The 21,189-nt window shown below is 60.2% G+C and carries 21 protein-coding genes; 12 read left to right on the top strand and 9 right to left on the bottom strand.

Annotation, left to right across the window (positions count from 1 at the left end; translation table 11 throughout):
* Positions 1–27 precede the first annotated feature (27 nt).
* On the bottom strand, positions 28–1,635 hold the full coding sequence (locus WCA85_RS24485; protein WP_424067437.1) for a carboxyl transferase domain-containing protein: 1,608 nt from the start codon (positions 1,633–1,635) through the stop codon (positions 28–30).
* 63 nt (positions 1,636–1,698) lie between these two features.
* Positions 1,699–2,880: an isovaleryl-CoA dehydrogenase gene (locus tag WCA85_RS24480; RefSeq protein WP_424067436.1), complete on the bottom strand. Its 1,182-nt coding sequence runs from the start codon at positions 2,878–2,880 to the stop codon at positions 1,699–1,701.
* 266 nt (positions 2,881–3,146) lie between these two features.
* Here WCA85_RS24480 and WCA85_RS24475 point away from each other — a divergent pair, with 266 nt between their 5' ends.
* Positions 3,147–3,887 carry a TetR/AcrR family transcriptional regulator gene (locus WCA85_RS24475; protein WP_424067435.1) on the top strand — a complete coding sequence of 247 codons (741 nt, stop codon included), beginning with the start codon at positions 3,147–3,149 and terminating at the stop codon, positions 3,885–3,887.
* 136 nt (positions 3,888–4,023) lie between these two features.
* Here the strand turns inward: WCA85_RS24475 and WCA85_RS24470 are convergent, their stop codons facing one another.
* Positions 4,024–5,196 (bottom strand): 4-hydroxybenzoate 3-monooxygenase, encoded by a 1,173-nt coding sequence (locus WCA85_RS24470; RefSeq protein WP_424067434.1) that lies wholly within the window; start codon positions 5,194–5,196, stop codon positions 4,024–4,026.
* Positions 5,197–5,524: 328 nt separating this feature from the next.
* Here WCA85_RS24470 and WCA85_RS24465 point away from each other — a divergent pair, with 328 nt between their 5' ends.
* Entirely contained in the window at positions 5,525–6,328 is an 804-nt protein-coding gene (locus tag WCA85_RS24465; protein WP_424067433.1) for a DUF72 domain-containing protein, read from the top strand.
* A 37-nt stretch (positions 6,329–6,365) separates the two neighbouring features.
* On the opposite strand, the gene WCA85_RS24460 is transcribed toward WCA85_RS24465, so the two are convergent.
* Positions 6,366–7,244 (bottom strand): LysR family transcriptional regulator, encoded by an 879-nt coding sequence (locus tag WCA85_RS24460; protein ID WP_424067432.1) that lies wholly within the window; start codon positions 7,242–7,244, stop codon positions 6,366–6,368.
* 291 nt (positions 7,245–7,535) lie between these two features.
* Between WCA85_RS24460 and WCA85_RS24455 the strand changes: the two genes are divergently transcribed.
* From WCA85_RS24455 to WCA85_RS24420, 8 genes are all read left to right on the top strand, one after another.
* A complete protein-coding gene (locus WCA85_RS24455) occupies positions 7,536–8,282 on the top strand; it encodes an SDR family NAD(P)-dependent oxidoreductase (RefSeq protein WP_424067431.1) in 747 nt (248 codons plus the stop codon).
* A gap of 99 nt (positions 8,283–8,381) precedes the next feature.
* Positions 8,382–9,485 (top strand): alkene reductase, encoded by a 1,104-nt coding sequence (locus WCA85_RS24450; RefSeq protein ID WP_424067430.1) that lies wholly within the window; start codon positions 8,382–8,384, stop codon positions 9,483–9,485.
* A gap of 54 nt (positions 9,486–9,539) precedes the next feature.
* On the top strand, positions 9,540–10,529 hold the full coding sequence (locus tag WCA85_RS24445) for a zinc-dependent alcohol dehydrogenase family protein (RefSeq protein ID WP_424067429.1): 990 nt from the start codon (positions 9,540–9,542) through the stop codon (positions 10,527–10,529).
* A 270-nt stretch (positions 10,530–10,799) separates the two neighbouring features.
* Complete coding sequence (locus WCA85_RS24440) at positions 10,800–11,276, top strand: DUF3331 domain-containing protein (protein WP_424067428.1); 477 nt, start codon at positions 10,800–10,802, stop codon at positions 11,274–11,276.
* A gap of 570 nt (positions 11,277–11,846) precedes the next feature.
* Positions 11,847–12,593 (top strand): SDR family NAD(P)-dependent oxidoreductase, encoded by a 747-nt coding sequence (locus tag WCA85_RS24435; RefSeq protein WP_424067427.1) that lies wholly within the window; start codon positions 11,847–11,849, stop codon positions 12,591–12,593.
* 137 nt (positions 12,594–12,730) lie between these two features.
* Entirely contained in the window at positions 12,731–13,129 is a 399-nt protein-coding gene (locus tag WCA85_RS24430) for a DUF427 domain-containing protein (RefSeq protein ID WP_424067426.1), read from the top strand.
* An 86-nt stretch (positions 13,130–13,215) separates the two neighbouring features.
* Positions 13,216–13,965, top strand: coding sequence for an SDR family NAD(P)-dependent oxidoreductase (locus WCA85_RS24425; RefSeq protein ID WP_424067425.1), 750 nt, complete (start codon positions 13,216–13,218; stop codon positions 13,963–13,965).
* Positions 13,966–14,020: 55 nt separating this feature from the next.
* On the top strand, positions 14,021–14,515 hold the full coding sequence (locus tag WCA85_RS24420) for a DUF3237 domain-containing protein (protein ID WP_424067424.1): 495 nt from the start codon (positions 14,021–14,023) through the stop codon (positions 14,513–14,515).
* Positions 14,516–14,566: 51 nt separating this feature from the next.
* Here the strand turns inward: WCA85_RS24420 and WCA85_RS24415 are convergent, their stop codons facing one another.
* From WCA85_RS24415 to WCA85_RS24395, 5 genes are all read right to left on the bottom strand, one after another.
* A complete protein-coding gene (locus WCA85_RS24415; RefSeq protein WP_424067457.1) occupies positions 14,567–15,055 on the bottom strand; it encodes an N-acetyltransferase family protein in 489 nt (162 codons plus the stop codon).
* 40 nt (positions 15,056–15,095) lie between these two features.
* Entirely contained in the window at positions 15,096–16,028 is a 933-nt protein-coding gene (locus tag WCA85_RS24410; protein ID WP_424067423.1) for an AraC family transcriptional regulator, read from the bottom strand.
* Positions 16,029–16,186: 158 nt separating this feature from the next.
* Positions 16,187–17,152, bottom strand: a complete 966-nt coding sequence (speB, locus tag WCA85_RS24405; protein ID WP_424067422.1) for an agmatinase — start codon at positions 17,150–17,152, stop codon at positions 16,187–16,189.
* A 133-nt stretch (positions 17,153–17,285) separates the two neighbouring features.
* The gene (locus WCA85_RS24400) at positions 17,286–18,773 is read right to left on the bottom strand and encodes an aldehyde dehydrogenase (protein ID WP_424067421.1); all 1,488 of its coding nucleotides are present in this window, start codon (positions 18,771–18,773) and stop codon (positions 17,286–17,288) included.
* Positions 18,774–18,875: 102 nt separating this feature from the next.
* Complete coding sequence (locus WCA85_RS24395; protein ID WP_424067420.1) at positions 18,876–19,427, bottom strand: cupin domain-containing protein; 552 nt, start codon at positions 19,425–19,427, stop codon at positions 18,876–18,878.
* Between the two features lie 434 nt (positions 19,428–19,861).
* On the opposite strand from WCA85_RS24395, the gene WCA85_RS24390 reads away from it, so the two are divergent.
* Both WCA85_RS24390 and WCA85_RS24385 read left to right on the top strand, forming a co-directional pair.
* Positions 19,862–20,083 carry a hypothetical protein gene (locus tag WCA85_RS24390; RefSeq protein WP_424067419.1) on the top strand — a complete coding sequence of 74 codons (222 nt, stop codon included), beginning with the start codon at positions 19,862–19,864 and terminating at the stop codon, positions 20,081–20,083.
* 302 nt (positions 20,084–20,385) lie between these two features.
* Complete coding sequence (locus tag WCA85_RS24385) at positions 20,386–21,180, top strand: gamma-glutamyl-gamma-aminobutyrate hydrolase family protein (protein WP_424067418.1); 795 nt, start codon at positions 20,386–20,388, stop codon at positions 21,178–21,180.
* Positions 21,181–21,189 lie beyond the last annotated feature (9 nt).

Below are 21,189 nucleotides of genomic sequence, written 5' to 3'. Positions count from 1 at the left end.
CCTTCGTCAATGCGTCACACCCAGGCGTCACATTCTGAACACGCCGAAACGCGTGTCTTCGATCGGTGCATTCATTGAGGCCGATAACCCCAGACCCAGCACGTCACGGGTCTGCGCCGGGTCGATCACGCCGTCATCCCACAGTCGCGCGCTGGCATAGTACGGGTGTCCCTGATGCTCGTATTGATCGCGGATCGGCTGCTTGAACGCCTCTTCCTGTTCCGCGCTCCAGGTGCCACCCTTGCCTTCGATGCCATCGCGCTTCACGGTGGCCAGCACTGATGCCGCCTGCTCGCCGCCCATCACCGAAATGCGCGCGTTGGGCCACATCCAGAGGAAGCGCGGCGAATATGCCCGGCCGCACATGCCGTAGTTGCCCGCGCCGAACGAACCGCCAATGATCACGGTGAACTTCGGCACTTTCGCCGTGGCGACTGCAGTCACCATCTTCGCGCCATTGCGTGCAATGCCTTCGTTCTCGTACTTGCGGCCCACCATGAAGCCCGTGATGTTCTGCAAAAACACCAGCGGAATCTTGCGCTGGCAGCACAGTTCGATAAAGTGCGTACCCTTGAGCGCCGATTCGGAAAAGAGAATGCCGTTATTGGCGATGATGCCGACCGGGTGGCCCCAGATGTGCGCAAAGCCGGTCACGAGCGTCGTACCGTAACGGGCCTTGAATTCGTCGAAAGCGGAATCGTCGACGATCCGCGCGATCACTTCACGAATGTCGAACGGCTTGCGTGTATCCACGGGAATCACGCCGTAAATGCTCTTCAGGTCGTGACGTGGAGGTTTCGGCTCCTGCAACGCCACCGGCACCTGCTTGCTGCGATTCAGATTACCGACGATGCTGCGCGCAATCCCCAACGCATGGGCATCGTTCTGCGCGAGATGATCGACCACGCCCGACAGCCGCGTATGCACGTCGCCGCCGCCGAGGTCTTCCGCGCTCACCAGCTCGCCGGTCGCGGCTTTTACCAGCGGCGGACCGCCCAGAAAGATCGTGCCCTGGTTCTTGACGATGATCGACTCGTCACTCATGGCCGGCACATAGGCACCGCCCGCCGTACATGAACCCATCACCACGGCGATCTGCGGGATGCCGGCAGCGGACAGGTTGGCCTGGTTGTAGAAGATGCGCCCGAAGTGATCGCGATCGGGGAACACGTCGTCCTGATTCGGCAGGTTGGCGCCGCCGGAGTCCACCAGGTACACACACGGCAAACGGTTCTCCGCCGCAATTTCCTGCGCGCGCACGTGTTTTTTAACGGTGACCGGGTAGTACGTGCCGCCCTTGACGGTGGCGTCGTTGCAGACGATCACGCATTCTTGTCCGGCAATGCGTCCAATGCCCGTGATCACGCCGGCGCCGGGGGCGTCGTTGTTGTACATGCCGAATGCCGCCAGTTGCGACAGTTCCAGAAACGGCGTGCCTGGATCAAGCAACTGCGCGATACGGTCGCGCGGCAGCAGCTTGCCGCGGCTGACGTGCTTGTCGCGCGCGGCCTCGCCGCCGCCCAGGGCCAGCTTTTCGACCTTGGCCCGCAGATCGGCGACCAGCGCCTCAAGCGCCGCCGCGTTAGCGCGGAAATCGTCCGAGCGCGGGTTCAGCTTTGTTTCGATGATCGGCATTGCGCGGTTCTCCTCGTGGGCGCTGTTATTCGGCGTTGCTTAGGCTGTAATTCACGCCGTAATTCAGGCCGTTTCCGAAAACAGTTCACGCCCAATCAGCATGCGACGAATTTCGCTGGTCCCCGCGCCGATTTCATACAGCTTCGCGTCGCGCCACAACCGGCCCACCGGATACTCATTGATATAACCGTTGCCACCAAGAATCTGGATCGCCTCGCCGGCCATCCACGTCGCTTTTTCGGCGGTATAGAGAATCACGCCCGCGCAATCCTTGCGCATCTGCCGCACGTGTTCCGAGCCCAGCGTATCCAGTTGACGCCCCACGGCATACAGGTATGCGCGGCACGCTTGCAACGTGGTGTAGAGATCAGCGACCTTGCCTTGAATCAGCTGGAATTCGCCAATTGATTGGCCGAACTGCTTGCGGTCATGGATATACGGCACCACCGAGTCCATCACCGCCACCATGATGCCGGTCGGGCCGCCCGCGAGCACTGCGCGCTCGTAGTCCAGCCCGCTCATCAGCACCTTGGTGCCGCCGTTCAACTGGCCGAGGATGTTTTCTTCCGGCACTTCGACGTTTTCGAACACCAGTTCGCCCGTATGCGAACCACGCATGCCGAGCTTGTCGAGTTTCTGCGCCACCGAAAAGCCCTTCATGCCCTTTTCGACGATAAATGCCGTGATGCCGCGCGGACCGGCTTCGGGATCAGTCTTGGCATAGACCACCAGCGTGTCGCAATCCGGCCCGTTGGTGATCCACATCTTGGTGCCGTTCAGCACATAGTGGTCACCCTTCTTGTCGGCGCGCAGCTTCATGCTGACCACGTCCGACCCGGCATTCGGCTCGCTCATCGCGAGTGCGCCAACATGCTCGCCCGACACGAGCTTCGGCAAGTACTTCTGCTTTTGCGCAGCGGTGCCATTGCGGTGAATCTGGTTCACACACAGATTCGAATGCGCGCCGTATGAAAGGCCGACCGAAGCCGAGGCCCGCGATATCTCTTCCATCGCGATCATGTGCGCCGTGTAGCCCATATTGGCGCCACCGTATTCCTCCGACACCGTCATGCCCAGCACACCCAGGTCGCCGAATTTCTTCCACAGGTCCATCGGGAACTGATCGGTGCGGTCGATCTCAGCGGCGCGCGGTGCGATTTCCTTTGCAGCAAAACCCGCGAGGCTGTCGCGCAACATTTCGATCTCTTCACCGAGCGGGAATTGCAAACCGGGCAGATTACTCATTGCAGTGTCTCCAGGAATTCGTAGGCGATGGGCGCCGCTGGCGCTGCGGCCGCCGTTATGTCTGAGCGCGGCGCGGGCCGCTTGCGACCAATCGCTTGATGCGACGGTCGTACAAGGCGAATTTCACGCTAGATTTACGTATACGTCAATAGGTATTTTTGAGTGATACTCAGATATGGCTGAAGCACCTGAATGCGCTACCAGTGCGTGATAAACTCGGCAAAACTACGCTTTCCGCACAATCAAATCTGAACCGGACTCATATGATGGCCGCACCGAAGGCCGCAACCAGGGCCGAACTGCCAGCCTCGCGGCGCGAGCCTACGGGACGCAAATCGCAGCAGCGCGTGAAGGAGATCCTTCAGGCCGGGCGCGACGTGTTCTCCGAAAAGGGCTACGAGCGGGCCACCACCGCTGAAATCGCCCAGCGTCTGGGCATTTCCGAGGCCACCGTTTTCAGCTATTTCCGCGGCAAGCGCGAGTTGTGCGCGCGAGTGATCGGCGACTGGTACGACGAAATCATCGAGGCGATCGAAACGGGTTTGCCCCGCGACGGCAGCGTGCGGCAGCAGTTTGCGTTTATCGTGCGGATGCATTTGCGGCTGATGCTGGTGAACGGCACCGATCTTTGTGCGCTCGTGCTCTCGGAAGGCCGTGCGCGGCATCATGAGTTGAGTGAGGCATTGACGGAGTTGCAGCGGCGCTATACGGCCCCGCTCATGCGTGTGCTGGCACGGGGCCAGGAAAGCGGCCAGATTCGTACGGATATGCCGCTGCGGCTGCTGCGTTCGATGGTGTTTGGCCCCATGGAACACGTGCTGTGGGACGCCACCCTGGCAAAACGGCGTACGGATATCGAGGCCACCGCAGAGCAGTTGATCGAGGTGTTATGGGCGGCGCTGCAACCGCCCGATGCCGCGTTAGCCGCGTTGGTGCAGTTCCGGTATGACGTGGCAGAAGCGAACCGGCGGTTAGAACAGGCGGAAGGGGCGCGGAAAGCTTTGTGAAAGCTGAAACATGGGCGCCGCCATCCAAGATGATGCCGGTGTGGTAGCTCGCCGGTTCTGACGCGAGGAACGCAATGGCGCGAGCAACCTCTTCAAGCACGCCAATCCGCCCACACCTATGCGCTTCAAATAGACTCTAAACCGCCGCGACACCCACATAGTTTTCTGCCATCGCAGTCGCAGCGGCGCGTGAAGTGGTGACATGCTCGAGTTCCGCCACCTGAAGCTGCTGCTCAAAAGGCGATGCGTCGTCGAGCCGGTGCATCATCCGCGTCATCCAGTAAGAGAAATGCTCTGCGCGCCAAATACGCTTGAGTGCGGTCGCGCTATATCCATCGAGCAGATCGCTGCGGCCTTCTTCATAGAACGCCCGCAAGGCGCCGGTCAGCACGCGTACATCGGCCACGGCCAGATTCAGGCCCTTGGCGCCCGTCGGCGGGACGATGTGAGCGGCGTCACCGGCCAGGAAGAGCCGCCCATGTTGCATGGTGGTCGATACAAAGCTGCGCATGCTCACAATATTCTTCTGGAAGATCTTTCCGTCCACCACCTTCTGACCATCGGCGCAATCCACGCGAGCGTGCAGTTCCGCCCAGATCCGATCATCGGACCAGTTCCCCACTGAATCCTTTGGATCGCACTGAAAATACATCCGCTGCACATTCGGAGAACGGGTGCTAACGAGCGCAAAGCCGCGCTCATGCCGCGCGTAAATCAGTTCATCCGACGATGCCCGCCCCTCACACAGAATGCCGAACCAGCCGAACGGGTAGACGCGTTCGTAATCTTTGCGCAGCGCTGCGGGAATCGATCCACGGGATACACCCTGCGAGCCATCGCAGCCGATCACGAAGTCACATTGCAGTTCGCACGCGGCGCCTTCGTGCCTGAAGCGAATCGAAGGTGTAGCGGTTTCGATGCCGTGAATCGACGTACCGGAGACGCCAAACAGCAGTTGCCCACCCGCTTCGACGCGCGCCGCCACCAGATCCTTGAGTACCTCGTGTTGCGCATACACAGTGATGGAATGGCCCGTCAGTCCCGTGAGATCGATACGCCGGCGCTTGCCTTCGTAGGCCAACTCAAAGCCGTGATGCAGCGCGCCTTCGGCCTTCATGCGCGCGCCGACGCCGGCTTCGTTCAGCAGATCCATCGTACCCTGTTCGAGCACGCCGGCGCGGATGGTGGATTCGATCTGCTCGCGCTCACGCGCTTCGAGCACCACAGACTCGATACCGCGAAGATGAAGCAAATGGGAAAGAAGCAGGCCCGCGGGCCCGGCGCCGATGATGCCAACTTGAGTACGCATGAATGTCTCCTGAATGCGTCGATTGATTTATGGCCTCAGTGTGCCGACTCCATGACGTATCGCGCAACGCGATATCGTGGATAACGACTATCTATATTTGAGATACACGGAGAGACCGCCCACGGCGTGAGATCGGCGCTGGAGCGTTCGCGTTTGCAGCCAGCCAACAGCGTCAGCCAGCGTGCGCTAACCTATGCCCTAGTCGGCGCGGTCCAAGGCAACAACTTCGCGCTCAACAGATGTGGCACCGAACATGCTGACGTAACCGGAGAAACAGCTCAGCCCGAAGTACGCCGGACACCGATACGCACAACGAGGAGTTTTTTATATGGCAACGCGCAAACAATCGCGTATCAGGATCGGCATAGGCGGCTGGACATTTGCGCCCTGGCGCGGGGTTTTTTATCCCGACGACCTGACGCAAAAGCGCGAACTCGAATACGCCAGCCGTCAATTGACCTCCATCGAGATCAACGGCACGTTCTACGGCTTGCAAAAGCCGGAAAGCTATATGAAGTGGCACGACGAAACGCCCGACGATTTCGTCTTCTCGCTGAAGGCCCCGCGTTACGCTACGAACCGACGCGTGCTCGCTGAAGCTGGGGATAGCATCGAGCGATTCTTCGCGAGCGGCCTCACGCATCTGAAACAGAAGCTCGGGCCGATCAACTGGCAATTTGCTACCACCAAGCAATTCGACGCAGAAGATTTCGAGGCGTTTCTGGCGCTGCTACCCAAGCGTCTAAATGACCACGCGTTAAGACACGCAGTCGAAGTCCGTCACGAGAGTTTTCGCAGTGAGGCCTTTGTCTCGCTTGCGCGTAAATATGACGTTGCCATCGTGCTCGCAGGGGACAGCGAGTATCCGCAGATTGCAAATCTGACCGCACCTTTTGTGTATGCGCGGATCATGGGGACGACGGATGCGCATGCGAAGGGCTATTCGAAAGCCGCACTGGATGCCTGGTCGGAACGCGCTCGTCTGCTGGCTGCGGGCACCGTACCCGAGGATCTGCAATCGGTACAGGTTCGCGCGCCCGCCAAAAGCGCGCGGGATGTTTATCTCTACGTGATCAGCGGCTTCAAGGAACGTAACCCCGCGGCTGCGACGGCTCTGATAGAACGGCTTTAGTTGCCGAGGTGTATGCGCGAATGCCGCACCCGCCGCGCTAATCCACCAACTCATCTGCGCGCGATAGAAACAGCTTCAGTATCGGCGACGTATTCGATTTGCTGTAGCCCACCACCAGATCGATAGTCGGTGCCTCGCCCTCGAGCGGGCGGCTCACCACCGACCAGGGCAGCAGATTGTTCGCATACTCCGGCAGCAACGCGAGACCGCGCGTGGACGCCACCAGCGACATCGCCATCGCGAGATTGTCGACGCCGTGTTCCGGCGTGACTTCGATTGCGTTCTCCTGCAGATATTGCTTGACCACCTGGTGCAGCACCGTGGCCTTGTTGGTCGCCATGATGAACGGCTCGCCGGCGAAGTCTTCTGGACGGATCGTGGTCCGCTCCGTAAGCGGATGATCGCTTGGCATCAGCACGACGAGTTTCTCCTTGCTGACCACCCGATAGTTGAGATCGTAGCCCGGTTCGGCCCGCAAAAACGCGAGGTCGAGTTTGCCGCGTGCAAGTGCATCAGCGAGGTCCGGCGAATAGTGACTGGACACGGTGACGTCGATCTTCGGCAGTTCCTCGCGCAACACCTGCATGGCGCGCGGCAGCCAGGTCATCTCCTGGCCGGTCAGAAAACCGAGGGCAAAGACCTGTTTGCTCGGTTGCGCGGCCCGCCGCGCGGCCTCGGTAGCGGCGTCCACCTGCGAAAGCGCAAGCCGTGCATGGTCGAGAAAGGCCTTGCCCGCTGCCGTCAGTTCAACGCCGCGCGCGCTTCGGCTGAACAGTTCCGCCCCCACCTCGTCTTCCAGATCGCGAATCTGGCGGCTCAGCGACGGCTGCGACGTGAACAAACGCCGTTCAGCCGCAACCGTCAGGCTGCCGGTCTCGGCAACCGCGATGAAGTACCGCAAATGGCGAAGTTCCATGGGTCCTTTGGTATTGGACATGCCTGAAAAGCATGCCCGCAAGCCTACAAAGTCTTTTTGCTTTCCGCAAGCCCCCACTAGATTACCCATCAGGCAACGACGCGGACAGCAGCCGACTCCACAAGACGGCTTAGACGACGCGGCGCTCCATGCCTGTCATCTATATCACAGAGGACCCGAAAATGGACACAACCGTCGTTTTGATCACTGGCGCAAACATGGGCACGCTCGACCAGATCGTCACGGTCGGCGCAGGCAAGACGGCAATCTGAACGCGAGCGGAAGCTAATCATGAATCCTCTTACCGGAAAAACCGCGCTCGTCACAGGTGCCTCGCAAGGCATAGGTCGCGCCAGTGCGTTGGCACTCGCGCAAGCTGGTGCTCAGGTGCTGATTCACTACGGCCACGACGACATGGCCGCCAACGAAGTAGTGCGCATGATTCAGGCGGAAGGTGGCCACGCGCAGAAGCTCGCCGCCGATCTACGCGCGGCGGACGGCCCGCATCACTTGGCGCGGCGTGTTCGCATCATCATCGGCGCCCGTCTGGATGTACTGGTTGCAAGCGCCAACATTGCCATGGACGTCAGCATCGAAGACACCAGCGTCGCAGATTTCGACGACCTGTTTGCGATAAACGTGCGTGCGCCCTACTTCCTCGTGCAGCAGTTGATGCCGGTGATGTGCAAAGGCAGCAGCGTCGTGCTGGTTTCATCGCTGGCGGCACATGCCTCGGTGGGGCAACTGTCCGCCTACGCAGCGACCAAGGGCGCTATCGAAGCGATGGTCAAGCATTTCGCGCTCACCCTCGGTGCGCGTGGCGCTCGGGTCAACGCGATTGCGCCCGGCGTGGTTTCGACTGGCTTATCGGCACTGGCTGCCACGCAAACCGGCCGCGAGGCTGCACTCAGCATGCAGGCATTCAAGCGCATTGCAGAGCCGGATGATATTGCCGCAAGCATAGCTTTTCTCGCTTCGGACTCAGCACGCTGGATCACCGGCGAGACTTTTTACGTCGACGGTGGCTCGCGACTTTAATCAGTATTACCAATCTTCTGTGAAGAAGCAGAAATCATCATCAAAAGGATCATTGAAATGACACACGGCACTCCAGTACTGAACGAATCAGGAAAGATCATGGCTCACCTGTTCACTCCGAAGAAGGTCGGCGCGTATACCCTCTCTCATCGCGTCGTGCTTGCTCCGATGACCCGTCTGCGCACCATTCAGCCCGGCGATATCCCCAGCCCGATGATGGCCCATTTCTATGGCCAGCGTGCTTCGAAAGGCGGCCTCGAAATCGTGGAAGGCGTTAGCGTTTCGGTCGTTGCGCGCTCCTATCTCGGCGCGGCCAGTTTCTATCACGATGGCCAGATGGAAGGCTGGAAGGCGATCGCCAACGCGGTCCATGCCAAGGGTGGCCGTGTATTCATGCAACTGATTCACGGCGGCCGTCAGAGCCACGTTGAAATGACCGGCGGTGTCGATCCGGTTGCGCCGTCGGTTGTCCCCTTCGATGGCGTCGCGCTGACCAAGGACGGTTTCGTGCCCGCATCCCGGCACCGTGCGCTCGGCATCGGAGAGATCCCCGGCATCATCGAAGAGTTCCGCGTAGCCGCACAGCGCGCACTCGACGCCGGTTTTGACGGCGTCGAACTGCACGGCGCCAATGGCTACCTCGTCGACCAGTTCATTCAGGACGGCACCAACCAGCGCACCGACGCTTACGGTGGCCCGATCGAAAATCGTGTGCGCTTTCTGCGCGAAGCCGTCGAAGCGCTGATCTCGGTATGGGGCGCCGACCGTGTAGGCGTACGCATCTCACCGTCAGGCGAATGGGGCGGTATCTCCGATAGCAACCCGGAAGCCACGTTTAGCTACGTTGCGAAGGTGCTCGACGAGTACAAGATCGCCTACCTGCATGTGATCGAACCGCGCATCAAAGGCGATGACACGCTCCATGCAGACCATCCGCCAGTTGCAGTAAAGTATTTGCGTCCCTTCTTTTCTGGGCCGATCATCGCCGCCGGCGGGTTTGACGGCGTCAGCGCAGAAGCGGTAGTTGCTTCGGGCGATGCGGACCTCGTGGCGTTCGGCCGGCACTTCTCGTCGAATCCCGATCTGCCGTACCGTCTGCAGTACGATCTTCCGCTCACGCCGTATGTCCGCGCAGCGTTCTGGGGCGGCAGCGAACAGCACTACTCCGATTTTCCGACGTACGAGGAGACTGCAGAGGCTTGAAGCAACCGCCAGATGCAGCGCTCTCTCTCCCTTCACTCTGTTCTAGAGGTTCATATGTCACGCACAATCAAGTTTGCACAGGCAGGCGGCCCGGAAGTCCTCGAATTTGTCGAGACCCAGGTCCGCGCGCCGGCTCCTCACGAAGTTCGCATCAAGGTCAAGGCCATCGGCATCAACCGGGCCGAATCGATGTGGCGGCTCAACGACTATATCGAACCCGTCAAATTCCCAGCGGGTCTGGGGTACGAGGCAGCGGGCATCGTCGATGCGATTGGCTCCGAGGTAACGGGCTTCGGCGTAGGCGATGAGGTAAACCTCATCCCATCGTTCTCGATGAACGACTATGGCACGTATGGCGAAGTGATCATCGCGCCGGAACATGCGGTGGTGAAGCATCCCAAGTCGCTTTCGTATGCTGAGGCAGCATCGGTGTGGATGATGTTTGTCACGGCCTATGGTGCGCTGATCGAAGATGCAAAGATCGGCGAAGGTGATTACGTCATCATTCCAGCGGCGTCGAGCAGCGTAGGTCTCGCGGCCATCCAGATTGCCAATTACGCGGGGGCCACACCGATTGCGCTCACACGCACCTCGGGCAAGCGCCAACAATTGCTGGACGCAGGCGCCAAACATGTCATTGCCACTGAAGAGACCGACCTGGTCAAGGAAGTGATGCGCATCACCGATGGCAAAGGCGCGCGCATTGCATTCGATCCGGTTGGCGGCCCGACGCTGACCAAGCTGCTCTCAGCGCTGTCCTTCAACGGCACCGCGTATATCTATGGCGCGCTCAGCCCGGAAACCACGGCTTTGCCGGTCCTCGACATGATCGCCAAGATGACCAGCGTGAAGGCGCACAACATCTGGGTCACCAGCGGCGACGAAACACGCCGCAAGGCTGCGGTGGAGTATGTCCTCACAGGGCTGGAAAGCGGCGCACTCAAGCCGGTCATCGACCGCGAGTTCACGTTTGATGAAATGGTGGACGCGCACCGTTATCTGGAGCAGAACGGCCAGTTCGGCAAGATTGTCGTTACGGTGTGAGCCGCGGCGCCGCCATACGACAGCTGGCCAAAGTCGCCAACAGGGGTCGATTGTTGGCGAATTCCAAATGAAGTTTTCACAATGCATGCGTTTATCTGGCGCAGCGGGGTCGATATGATCCTGCCATGGGTGTCGCCCACGGCGCTGTGCAGTTCGCTATCTGCTGTGTCGCACGCCTTCACGATGGGAGCTGAGGTCCGCGCGACGTGACGGGGTGACTCGTCATGAGTCGCCGCGTCCGCTGGGCCGCAGCTGAACAAAGGATTAGACGTGAACGCAACAATAACCGAACTGGACATCGCGCCGACGCTAAAGGCCGCCGCTGACCCGTGGTCCGCCGTGATTTCGTGCCTCAAAGGTGACGGTGCAGACAGATCGTCACACGGTATGGATAAGGTCAGTCAGCCGATGCGGCAAGCACGTCGCGAGGGCGCTAGCGCAGCACTTCGCGGCAGCGCGGTTGAACGCACCCGGACGCCGTTAGTACGTCCCAAGAGCACCAGGGTCACGTTTGTCGAGCGCTTCACCGCGAAATCAGTGTCCATCACGTGGCGCGATGCAACGGCAGCCAATTACTGCGAGCAACTGTGGATTCGCCGGATCGCGCGCTCGCACGGCGTGTGTGCGCTCACCGGCGAGGCTATCGTGCGCGGCGATGCGGTCTACAGTCCCGCTGGACGTACCGCTATGCGCCCGGCCAATTGCGCGCAGATGGTCCTCGCCGCTGTACTCGAAGATCTGGAGTAGCCGAGGGGGCTGCGTGGTCCTTGCACCGTGCGGCCCGCACTTCGTCCAGCTTTCGTATCAATCAAGAAGCATTGCCTCTCGCAGCTTTCTTCAGTTCGCAACTGGTTCACCCAAGGGCAGTGGCACCGTCACTCGCTACCGTCCATTCACCGCCTCTGAAGCCATGTAGCCGCAGCGGGTCCAACCTGGCTCGCATCACGCAGCGCCCAAGCTTCGCAGCCTCGTCTCGCGCGCCGCGCCATGCAGGCAACCGGAGAACGCCATGCGTCTCATACTATGGCTTCATTCCTCTGAAGTTCCGTATCGCCCCCGTCAATTGGGGCGTACAGCGAAAATACGCGCCCCTCTGCGCCGTCAGATATGCCTCGCAGGCATGGCCACCAGCCCACAAAGTCTTTTTCCTTTGCACCGCGCGCCACTAGATTACCTCCCATGGCAGCGACGCAAATGCACTGACGCAAGCGCCGCAGCTTCGAGTCACAGGGCCCGGGCAAACCGCGCGGACGTCCTCGGGACACAAGCCGGCATCCGGCAGACCAGGCAGGCTTCCAGGCACACAGGAGATTGACCATGACTAACCTTACCGGCAAAACCGCACTCGTTACCGGCGCGTCGCGCGGCATTGGCCGCGCCAGCGCCCTCGCGCTCGCCAAAGACGGCGCCGAGGTACTCGTTCATTACAGCAGCGGCGCCAAAGAAGCGGACGGCGTGGTCGCAGAGATCCGTGCAGCCGGCGGCAAGGCACACAAGATCGGCGCCGATCTGCGCGCGGCGAACGGCCCCCACCAGCTTGCCCACCATGTGCGTGAGATCGTTGGTGAGCGTCTGGACATCCTGGTGGCGAACGCAGGCATTTCGAAAGCAGCCAGCATCGAAGACACCAGCGTGGAGGATTTCGACGACCTGTTCGCCGTCAACGTGCGTGCCCCCTACTTTCTCGTGCAGCAATTGCTGCCCGTGCTAGGCCAGGGCAGCAGCGTAGTTCTGCTGTCATCGCTGGCGGCGCACTCAGCGGTCGGCACACTGTCCGCGTATGCGGCGACCAAAGGCGCGGTCGACACGCTCGTCAAGCACTTCGCGTCGGCTCTCGGCGATCGCGCTATCCGCGTGAACGCGGTGGCGCCAGGCGTCGTCGCAACCGATATGTCGAACTTCACCAAGACCGATGCGGGCCGTGACATCACGCTCGGTATGCAGGCCTTGAAGCGCATCGCCGAGCCCGATGACATCGCCGGGGCAGTGGCGTTTCTCGCTTCCGATAACGCCCGCTGGATCACCGGCGACACGTTGCATGTCGACGGCGGCTCGAAGCTTTAACGCCTCAGGGCGAGGCACCGGTCGCGTCATCGTTCCTGCGCCAAATCTTCAAAGGGCCGATCATGGCGGCAGGCGGCCGCCTAGCGCGACGACCGCCCGCAGCAGCAACAGCCGTATCCACTCAAGGAGAGTTTTTCATGTCAGGCACCCTTAACACCGCAGGCAAGACTGTCAAGATCCCGGGCCCCGATCATCCCATCACGATCGAGCCTAATCCGTCGCATGTCGTCGTGACGCTTGGCGGCAAGGTCATCGCCGACACGCGCGACGCCTTGACGTTGCGCGAAGCGGCCTACCCTGCCGTGCAGTACATCCCGAGAAAAGACGTGGATATGACGCTGCTCGAGCGGACCGATCACGCAACCTACTGCCCTTACAAGGGCGATTCTGGATACTTCTCGATCCCATTGGGCGGCGAACGCGCAGTCAACGCGGTCTGGACGTACGAGCACCCTTATGCAGCAGTCGCGCAAATCAAGGATCACGTCGCGTTCTACCCGGACCGGGTCGATTCAATTGAGGTTCGGGCCGACTAATCCGTGTGGCACTGAAGCGGCATCACTCAAAGGAAACGCAACGCGGGCAGTGACTCCGCCGAAACACTGCCCGCTGGAGAAAAACTATGAACACATCACCTGTCGTACTTATCACCGGCGCCCTGACCGGCATCGGCCGCGCGACCGCCATCGCGTTCGCGCGTGACAAGGCTCGCGTCGTGGTCTCCGGGCGTCGTGCGGAAGAAGGCCAGAAGCTCGCCGAAGAACTCCGCGCGCTCGGTGCGGAAGCGGAATTCCTGCAGTCGGATGTTCGTTTTGAAGACGACGTGCGCAAACTGATCGACGGCACTGTGGCGCGCTTTGGACGGCTGGATATCGCCGTCAACTCCGCCGGTACCGAAGGCGAATCTGCCCCGGTAACGGATCAAACCCCCGAACGCTACGCAGCCGTGTTCGATACCAACGTCCTCGGCACGTTGCTTGCGATGAAACACGAACTGCGCGTGATGGCCGCACAAGGCAGCGGCAGCATCGTCAACATCTCGTCAACCATGGGCGCACGCGGCGCTGCCGGCGCATCGCTTTACGTAGCGAGCAAGCATGCCGTGGAAGGGCTCACGAAATCGGCAGCACTGGAAGCGGCCGCCTTCGGCGTGCGCGTCAACGCCGTCGCGCCCGGCCCTGTCGAAACAGAAATGCTCAACCGGTTAACGGTGAATGCTGAGCGCAAGGCGGCTTTTCTCGCTGGCGTGCCGCTCAAGCGAGCTGGAACGGTGGAAGAAATGGCTGACGCCATCCAGTTTGTCGCATCCCCGCGGTCGAGCTTCATGACCGGCGAAGTTCTCCGCGTCAACGGTGGACGAACCGCCGCGTAACATCACGTGGTTTAACATCCGCTGCAACTCTCCTAGCCGCGCAAAGGTGAATACGATGTCCACACCCGCTTTCAACGAACTTCCAACCCCGCTTCAAAGCATCCAGACGCGCCCACTATTTGTAATGCGCCTCGACGTCAAAGCGATGGTCATGGTCGGCGACACGCCGGGCTCGTTTCGGCGTGTCGGTATCGTGCCGTCCGGCACGTTCGCCGGAGAGCGGTTAAGCGGCAAGGTGCTGGACGGCGGCAGCGACTGGCAAGCGGTGCGCAGCGATGGCAGCACCACCCTGGATGTGCGGCTGATCCTCCAAACCGACGACGGTGTCAACCTCACGATGGCGTATCGCGGCATTCGTCATGGTGCGGCTGAGGTGATCCAGCGGCTGGAAAAAGGCGAAGAAGTCGATCCCGCCAGCTATTACTTTCGCACCAACCCGATTTTCGAGGCACCCGCCGGCAAGTACGAATGGCTGAACCGCGTCATTGCGGTGGGTACAGGGCACCGTTTTTCGTACGGACCGGTTTACAGCGTGTTTGAGGTCCTGTAAGACGAACGCGCCCAAACAGGCGTTGGGGCGCGTCCGCACATTTAAAGCGTCTCAGTTCGAAGCGACCTTTGTCGCGTCATAGGCGTAGTGGCGGTAACCGCCCTCATCATGGGTGTAAATGAAGCCGGTTCGTTCGTAAAGATACCGTGCAGGGTTATCTGGCTTGACGCCGAGCTGCAGCGTGCCGAAACCCGCCGCCTGCGCGTCGTCCATAAAACTGGCCAATAGTTGCTTACCCAGTCCATCGCGGCGGCGCTCCGGTACGACATAGATCGAAGCCAGCACAGCCGCGTTATTGTGAACTTCCCAAAAGCAATAGCCGCCGACTTCGTCACCGCATTGGACAACAAACATACGCCCCAGATCGTTGGTCCACTGCTTGATGTGCGAGTACATTGCATCCTTCCAGCGCGCCTCCTGATGCGGCTCGATCTGGCGGATATAGTCGAGCTCACCGGCATAGATTGTCGGGAGGTCAGTGGCACGGGCACGGCGAATCGAATGGCGTGTTGTCATTGTCTGTTGGAAGGTGGAATACATCAAACGAGCCTGAGTGCAGCCCTGCACACGGCAGCTCGCATTACTCCGCGCGCGCGTGCGAAGCACGCGCTGCGGTTCGGTATCGCTTCGGCGCATTGCCGGTCACACGTTTAAAAGCGTTGCTAAAGGCGCTCTCGGACGCATACCCGAGTTGTCCCGCGATAACGTTGACGGGAGTGTCGTTCTCGCGAAGGGCGCGGGCCGCAAGACGCATGCGCCACTCTGTCAGGTATGTCAAAGGAGCGAGGCCAGACACCGTTTTAAAGTAGGCCGCAAAGGTGGTCCGCGACATTGCGGCGATTTTTGCCAGTTCCTCAAGTTGCCAGGCGCGTCCGGGATCGCCGTGCATCACACGCAGTACAGGCGCAAGCCGTTTGTCGCTAGCCGCACGCAGCCATCCCGGCAACAGCGTCTTTGACGTTTCCAGATGCACGCGCAGGATCTGGATGAACATGAGCTGAGCCAGTTGCTCCGACGCGAGACTGCTGCCGGGGAGCTCAGCGTCGCCCTCGCGGACCATTTGCTCAATGAGCCATACCAGAACCGATGCGCGCGGTGACGCCGCGCGCACATGAACCAGAGGAGGAAGCATATCAGTTAGCAGGCTCGCATTCTCTGGGTCAAGGAGAACATGGCCGCCAATATGAATGAAGTCGTGGCCGTCGCCGAGGGTCACGGTCCCGCGGAGCGCGCTTGTGAATACGCTCATTGCTTCTATCGGCGCCGCCTCCAGATCACTGGCAAGTACGAACGATTTGCGGGCAGACAAAAGAAACGCGTCGCACGCGTCTGCACGCACCGGCTCTTTCCCTTCGAGACACACCCAGCCATGCCCATTCGCGACAGCGAAAAATCTGATCTGGTCTGGGGCCGGAAAGCGGATCGCCCACGAGCCTCCCGCCGAAAAGCCCTCTGTCACCACAGATTGCGCATTCGTCAGCCGAAGGATGTCGGAGAAGGGGTCGGCGTTCATGTCCGGATTATCAAGACTGAAAAATAAACTTTCAAGCATTCTCAGTCCGGGCAAGGACGCCCGCAAGCCGGTTGCATAAGCGCAAACCGCGATAGCCCTGCTCACTCTCCTATCCGCGGCCCACACTCTGCCCCGCAGCCAGCACGCTTAACGGTACATCACCGTCTGGCGGCGACCTTGCGCTGCCGCCACAGGCACAATACATCGCACGCGACATGCGCCGCGGCGATGGCCGTGATTTCGCTCTGATCGTAGGCGGGTGCCACTTCAACCACGTCTGCCCCCACCAGATTGACCGCCGCCAGACCGCGCACAATCGCCAGCCCTTGCGCGGACGACAAACCTCCCGCCACAGGTGTGCCCGTCCCCGGAGCGAAGGCAGGATCGAGGCAGTCGATATCGAAGGTCAAATAAGCCGGTCGCTCACCGACAATCGACACGATCCGCTCGATCGTTGCGCGCACGCCATGCTCATGCACCCATGCGGCATCGAGAATATTGATGCCCATGAAATCGTCGTTCCACGTGCGGATACCCACTTGCACCGAAGTCTTCGGATCGATCAGGCCGTCTTTCACCGCCTTATAGAACATCGAACCGTGATTCAGGCTATCCGGACTATCATCGGCCCACGTATCGCAGTGGGCGTCGAAATGGATCAGCGAAAGCGGTCTACCGTATTTCTCAACGTGTGCAATCAGCAGCGGATACGTAATATAGTGGTCACCGCCCAAGGTGAGCATCTTCGCGTCTGAACGCAGGATCGTGCGGGCATGCTCGATGATCGCCGGTTTGATCGTCATCGGGTTATGCGCGTCGAAATAGCAGTCGCCGTAGTCGCTAACCGCCAGATCGTCGAAGGGGTTAAATCCCCACGGATAAGGTTTTAATTCGGACAACTGCACACTGGCTGCACGCACGGCGGCGGGGCCGAGGCGAGCGCCAGAGCGGAACGTGGTGGCCAGATCCAGCGGCACACCCGAAACGGCGACGTCCACGCCGTCGAGCTCGCGGGTGTACTTGCGTCGCATGAACGACAGCACGCCCGCGTAAGTGTTTTCGATTGATGAACCGTAAACGGACGGACGGCGGATTGCGCCGTCGCCATAGAGGAGTTCAGTCATGAGATGACCTGATAAAACATGCCGGCGATACACGCGTGGTTTCCAGAGGTTGTGCGCATATAGCCCGGCTTCGGATTCATTGGGAACGCGACGGCGCCGTCATGGCACACCGCCGCGCTGGCTTGCGAATCCTTTAGCGCAGCCGCACCAGCGTAGACTTCAGCTCGGTGTACTTCTCCAGTGCGTGCAACGACTTGTCACGCCCATTGCCCGATTGTTTGTAGCCGCCGAAGGGGAAATTCATATCGCCGCCTTCGTCGTAGCAATTGACCCATACCGTGCCGGCACGCAGGCTGCGCGATACTTCGTGAGCCGTGGTCAGGTTCGAGGTCCATACTGCGGCAGCAAGGCCAAATTCGCTGTCGTTGGCAATCTTCACGGCTTCTTCAACCGTATCGAACGTGATCACCGACAGTACTGGTCCGAAGATTTCTTCCCGCGCAATTTTAGCATCGGCCTTCGTCTCGAAGATGGTGGGCTCGATATAGTAGCCACCGCTCTCCTTGTTGACGCGTCCGCCGCCGAGCAACAGTTTCGACTCTGCTCGTCCCGCTTCGATATAACCCAGCACACGTTCCAGTTGGACCTGATCGACGATTGCACCCATCGAGGTCTTCGGGTCCAGCGGATTGCCCGGCGTGTAGCTGCGTGCCGCCGCCAGCAGCTTGTCGAGGAACACTTCCTTGATGTCGCGATGCACGAGCAGACGCGAGCCCGCCGTACACATCTCGCCCATGTTGTAGAAGATCGCACCGGCCGCCGCGTTGGCTGCCCGATCCAGATCAGGACAGTCCGGCATCACGATGTTCGGTGACTTGCCGCCCAGTTCAAGCCAGACCCGCTTCAGGTTCGATTGTCCGGCGTACTGCATGATGAGCTTGCCGACGTTGGTCGAGCCGGTGAACGCAAGGCAATCCACATCCGGATGCAATGCGAGCAGCTTGCCGGGCTCACCGCCGCCCGGTAACACGTTGAATACGCCAGCCGGAATGCCGGCTTCGAATGCGAGTTGCGCAATGCGTATCGCTGTGAGGGGCGACTTCTCCGAAGGCTTCAGGACCACGCTATTGCCTGCCGCCAGCGCCGGTCCAAACTTCCACGATGCCATCAGGATCGGGAAATTCCACGGCACAACGGCGGCGACCACGCCGATCGGCTCGCGCGTCACGAGCCCAACCAGATGATGATCCGCCGGCGCCACTTCACCGCCGATCTTGTCGATCGCTTCCGCAAACCATTCGACGCAATAGGCCGCGCCAGGCACGTCAACCGACGTGGTGTCACCAATAGGTTTGCCCGCGTCGAGCGTCTCGAGTAGCGCCAGCTCATCTGCGTGTTCGCGCAGCGAAGCCGCCCAGCGCAACAGAATCGCTTTGCGTTTACGCGGATTCAGTCCCGACCAGACGCGCGCGTCAAATGCTCGGCGTGCAGCGGCTACTGCCGCGTTGGCATCTTCTGCACAGCTATCGGCCACCTTGACGAGCAGCTTGCCATCAATCGGGCTCAGGCAATCGAAGGTTCGGCCGCCTGCCGCATGGCGGTATTCTCCGTCGATGAATGCGCGGCCTTCAATCGAAAGCGTTGCGGCTTTGTCCTGCCAGTAAGCCAGGTTCTTTTCCATCAGGATGCCTCAATGTTATGCGTTCGACATTAGACACGAGCGCTGCCCCGTGCAGATATGATGCGGCGCTTGTGTGTGCCGGAACGCGTTGACGTGGAGTCTCTAGAAGCTCGGCGGCGAATTCGCCGACACGATCTCGCAGACGTGCTCCGTGCTGGGATTACGAAAACGGTGGGGTAAGCGGCTTTCGAAGTAGTAGCTGTCGCCAGGATCGAGCACCCACGTGACGCCTTCCACAGTCAATTCAATCTGACCGCTGACGATCACGCCGCCCTCGTGTCCGGTATGCACGAGCATTTCAGGCCCGGTATCCGCGAGCGGCTGGTAGACCTCGCGCAGAATGCCCATGTTGCGATCTTTCACGCCCGAGCCGGCAAGATAGAACTCAATCGACTCGTTGCCAAGATTCGGCATGTCCACACGGCGCGACACCACGGAACGGTCCGCTTCGACCTCGAATGTGAAGAATTCCGCGAGACTCATCGGTATACATTCGAGCAGCTTCTTGAGGGACCCGACCGAAGGACTCACGCGATTCTGTTCGATTAACGAAATGGTGCCGTTCGTGACCCCCGCCCGCTTGGCCAGCTCGCGCTGAGACAAGCCATTTTTCTTGCGGATGTACTGCAGACGGGTCGCTACTTCTATGGACATCGCCACACTCTCTGAGTGGATGAACCGGTTTAGGGAACGAGCAGGGATCAGTCAAGCGTCGCGCAATGACCGCGCGAGTGTTGAATATTCTAGTCACTTTCATCTCGCCGCTGCTGGGGAAAACCCTGCGATCAATCCGAAATACCGAGTATTGCAACGAGCATACCTGGTCCGAGGGTTTAGGCCTATTACCTCGGGAAAGCCCTGATAAATGTTTTGCAAAAATGATTTGACGGCAATATTGACTCGTATATGCTGGTTCCCAGGCGATCGTCATACCGATGTCACAGGCCACCAGCGAGTGATTTGTGACGCAGCGAATTCACTTTGCAACCGGTTAAGGCGATCATCCAGCGTCACGTTTCTTTAAACGCCCTGTGCGTTCAACGAAGCAAGGCGTTCAATAATTTCAACGTCGCTAGTCGAGTTCAATCGTGAGAGTCCGAGGCCCTTTGGTTAGGTGGGAACGCAGTCAGGCGAATCGTCTTCGCCCTGATGGCGCCATCGCCGACGGCAGCAACGGCAGCCTTACATTCCGCCGCTTCCTGTCCGTCTTCACGATCCTGTCCCGCCGCTCTGTCCGACGTCACAATTCTGTCTCTGCACGTGCGTTTATCGCCGTTCGCACAGACGAAGTCGCTTCGCTGCTGCCGTAGCGCCTCTCCCCTGTTCCCTGTTCGATTCACCTGATTGCCTGAGCGTGCCTTAACCCGCATTTGCACATGGCGCCGGCGTCATATCGCCTGTCGTCTGCGCATGCCTGATGCATCGCACTGTGTAACGGGCCGAATCGAACAGCATCCCTGATAGAAAACGCGCGGCGCGGTCCGCTTGAGGACATCGCTCGCACTTAAGGCAGCTTTGCGCCCGGCGCACGGTTGCGGAACTGTGCCGCGCCTGTTTTTAACGTTGTTCATGCCGCGTCCCGCGGGGAACAGACACGTCCATTCAATTAGTCATGCGAATCAGACCGCTGGTCGGCATTAGCGCCGACAGAACGATGATGGGAGTGCACCCGTTGCACGTGGTCGGCGAGAAATACATCGCCGCGATCGTCGACGGTTCACAGGCGCTCGCCATGCTGCTGCCCGCGTTGGGCGAGCGGCAGGCAAGCGCCGACATTCTGGCGACAGTCGATGGGCTGCTGTTTACCGGCAGCTATTCGAATGTCGAACCGCATCACTACGGCGGCGATGCCAGCGCTCCCGGCACGCTACACGACGCCGCACGCGACGCAACGACCCTGCCGCTGATGCGTGCGGCAATCGAAGCGGGTGTGCCAGTGCTGGCAGTCTGTCGCGGCTTTCAGGAAATGAACGTAGTGTTTGGCGGGACGCTGCATCAAAGCGTTCACGCAGTGGCTGGGTTGAACGACCACCGCGAGAACAAGGAAGATGAACTGGACGTGCAATACGCACCGTCTCATCCGATCACGCTGACCCGGGGGGGCTTGTTACAGCGTCTCGCGGCCGGTGCGGACGAGGCGCGTGTGAATTCGTTGCATGGCCAGGGCATCGAGCGGCTGGGCAACGGTCTCACGGCCGAAGCCAGCGCGCCCGACGGACTGATCGAAGCGGTGAGCGTCAAGGATGCGCGTGCGTTTGCTTTGGGTGTGCAGTGGCATCCCGAGTGGAAGCATGCGAGTGACGCGCTTTCCACCGCCATCTTTCAGGCCTTCGGCGACGCCTGCCGCGATCGAATGCGCATCAGGACCGGCCACGGCGCGGCACCTGCCGCTGCCACCATCGCTTGAGCCGGTTCG

This window comes from Paraburkholderia sp. (assembly GCF_049581445.1).
In the GTDB taxonomy this organism is placed as follows: Bacteria; Pseudomonadota; Gammaproteobacteria; order Burkholderiales; family Burkholderiaceae; genus Paraburkholderia.
The sequence above is the reverse complement of the archived record's forward strand: the minus strand, read 5'-3'. Positions and strand labels throughout refer to the sequence as shown.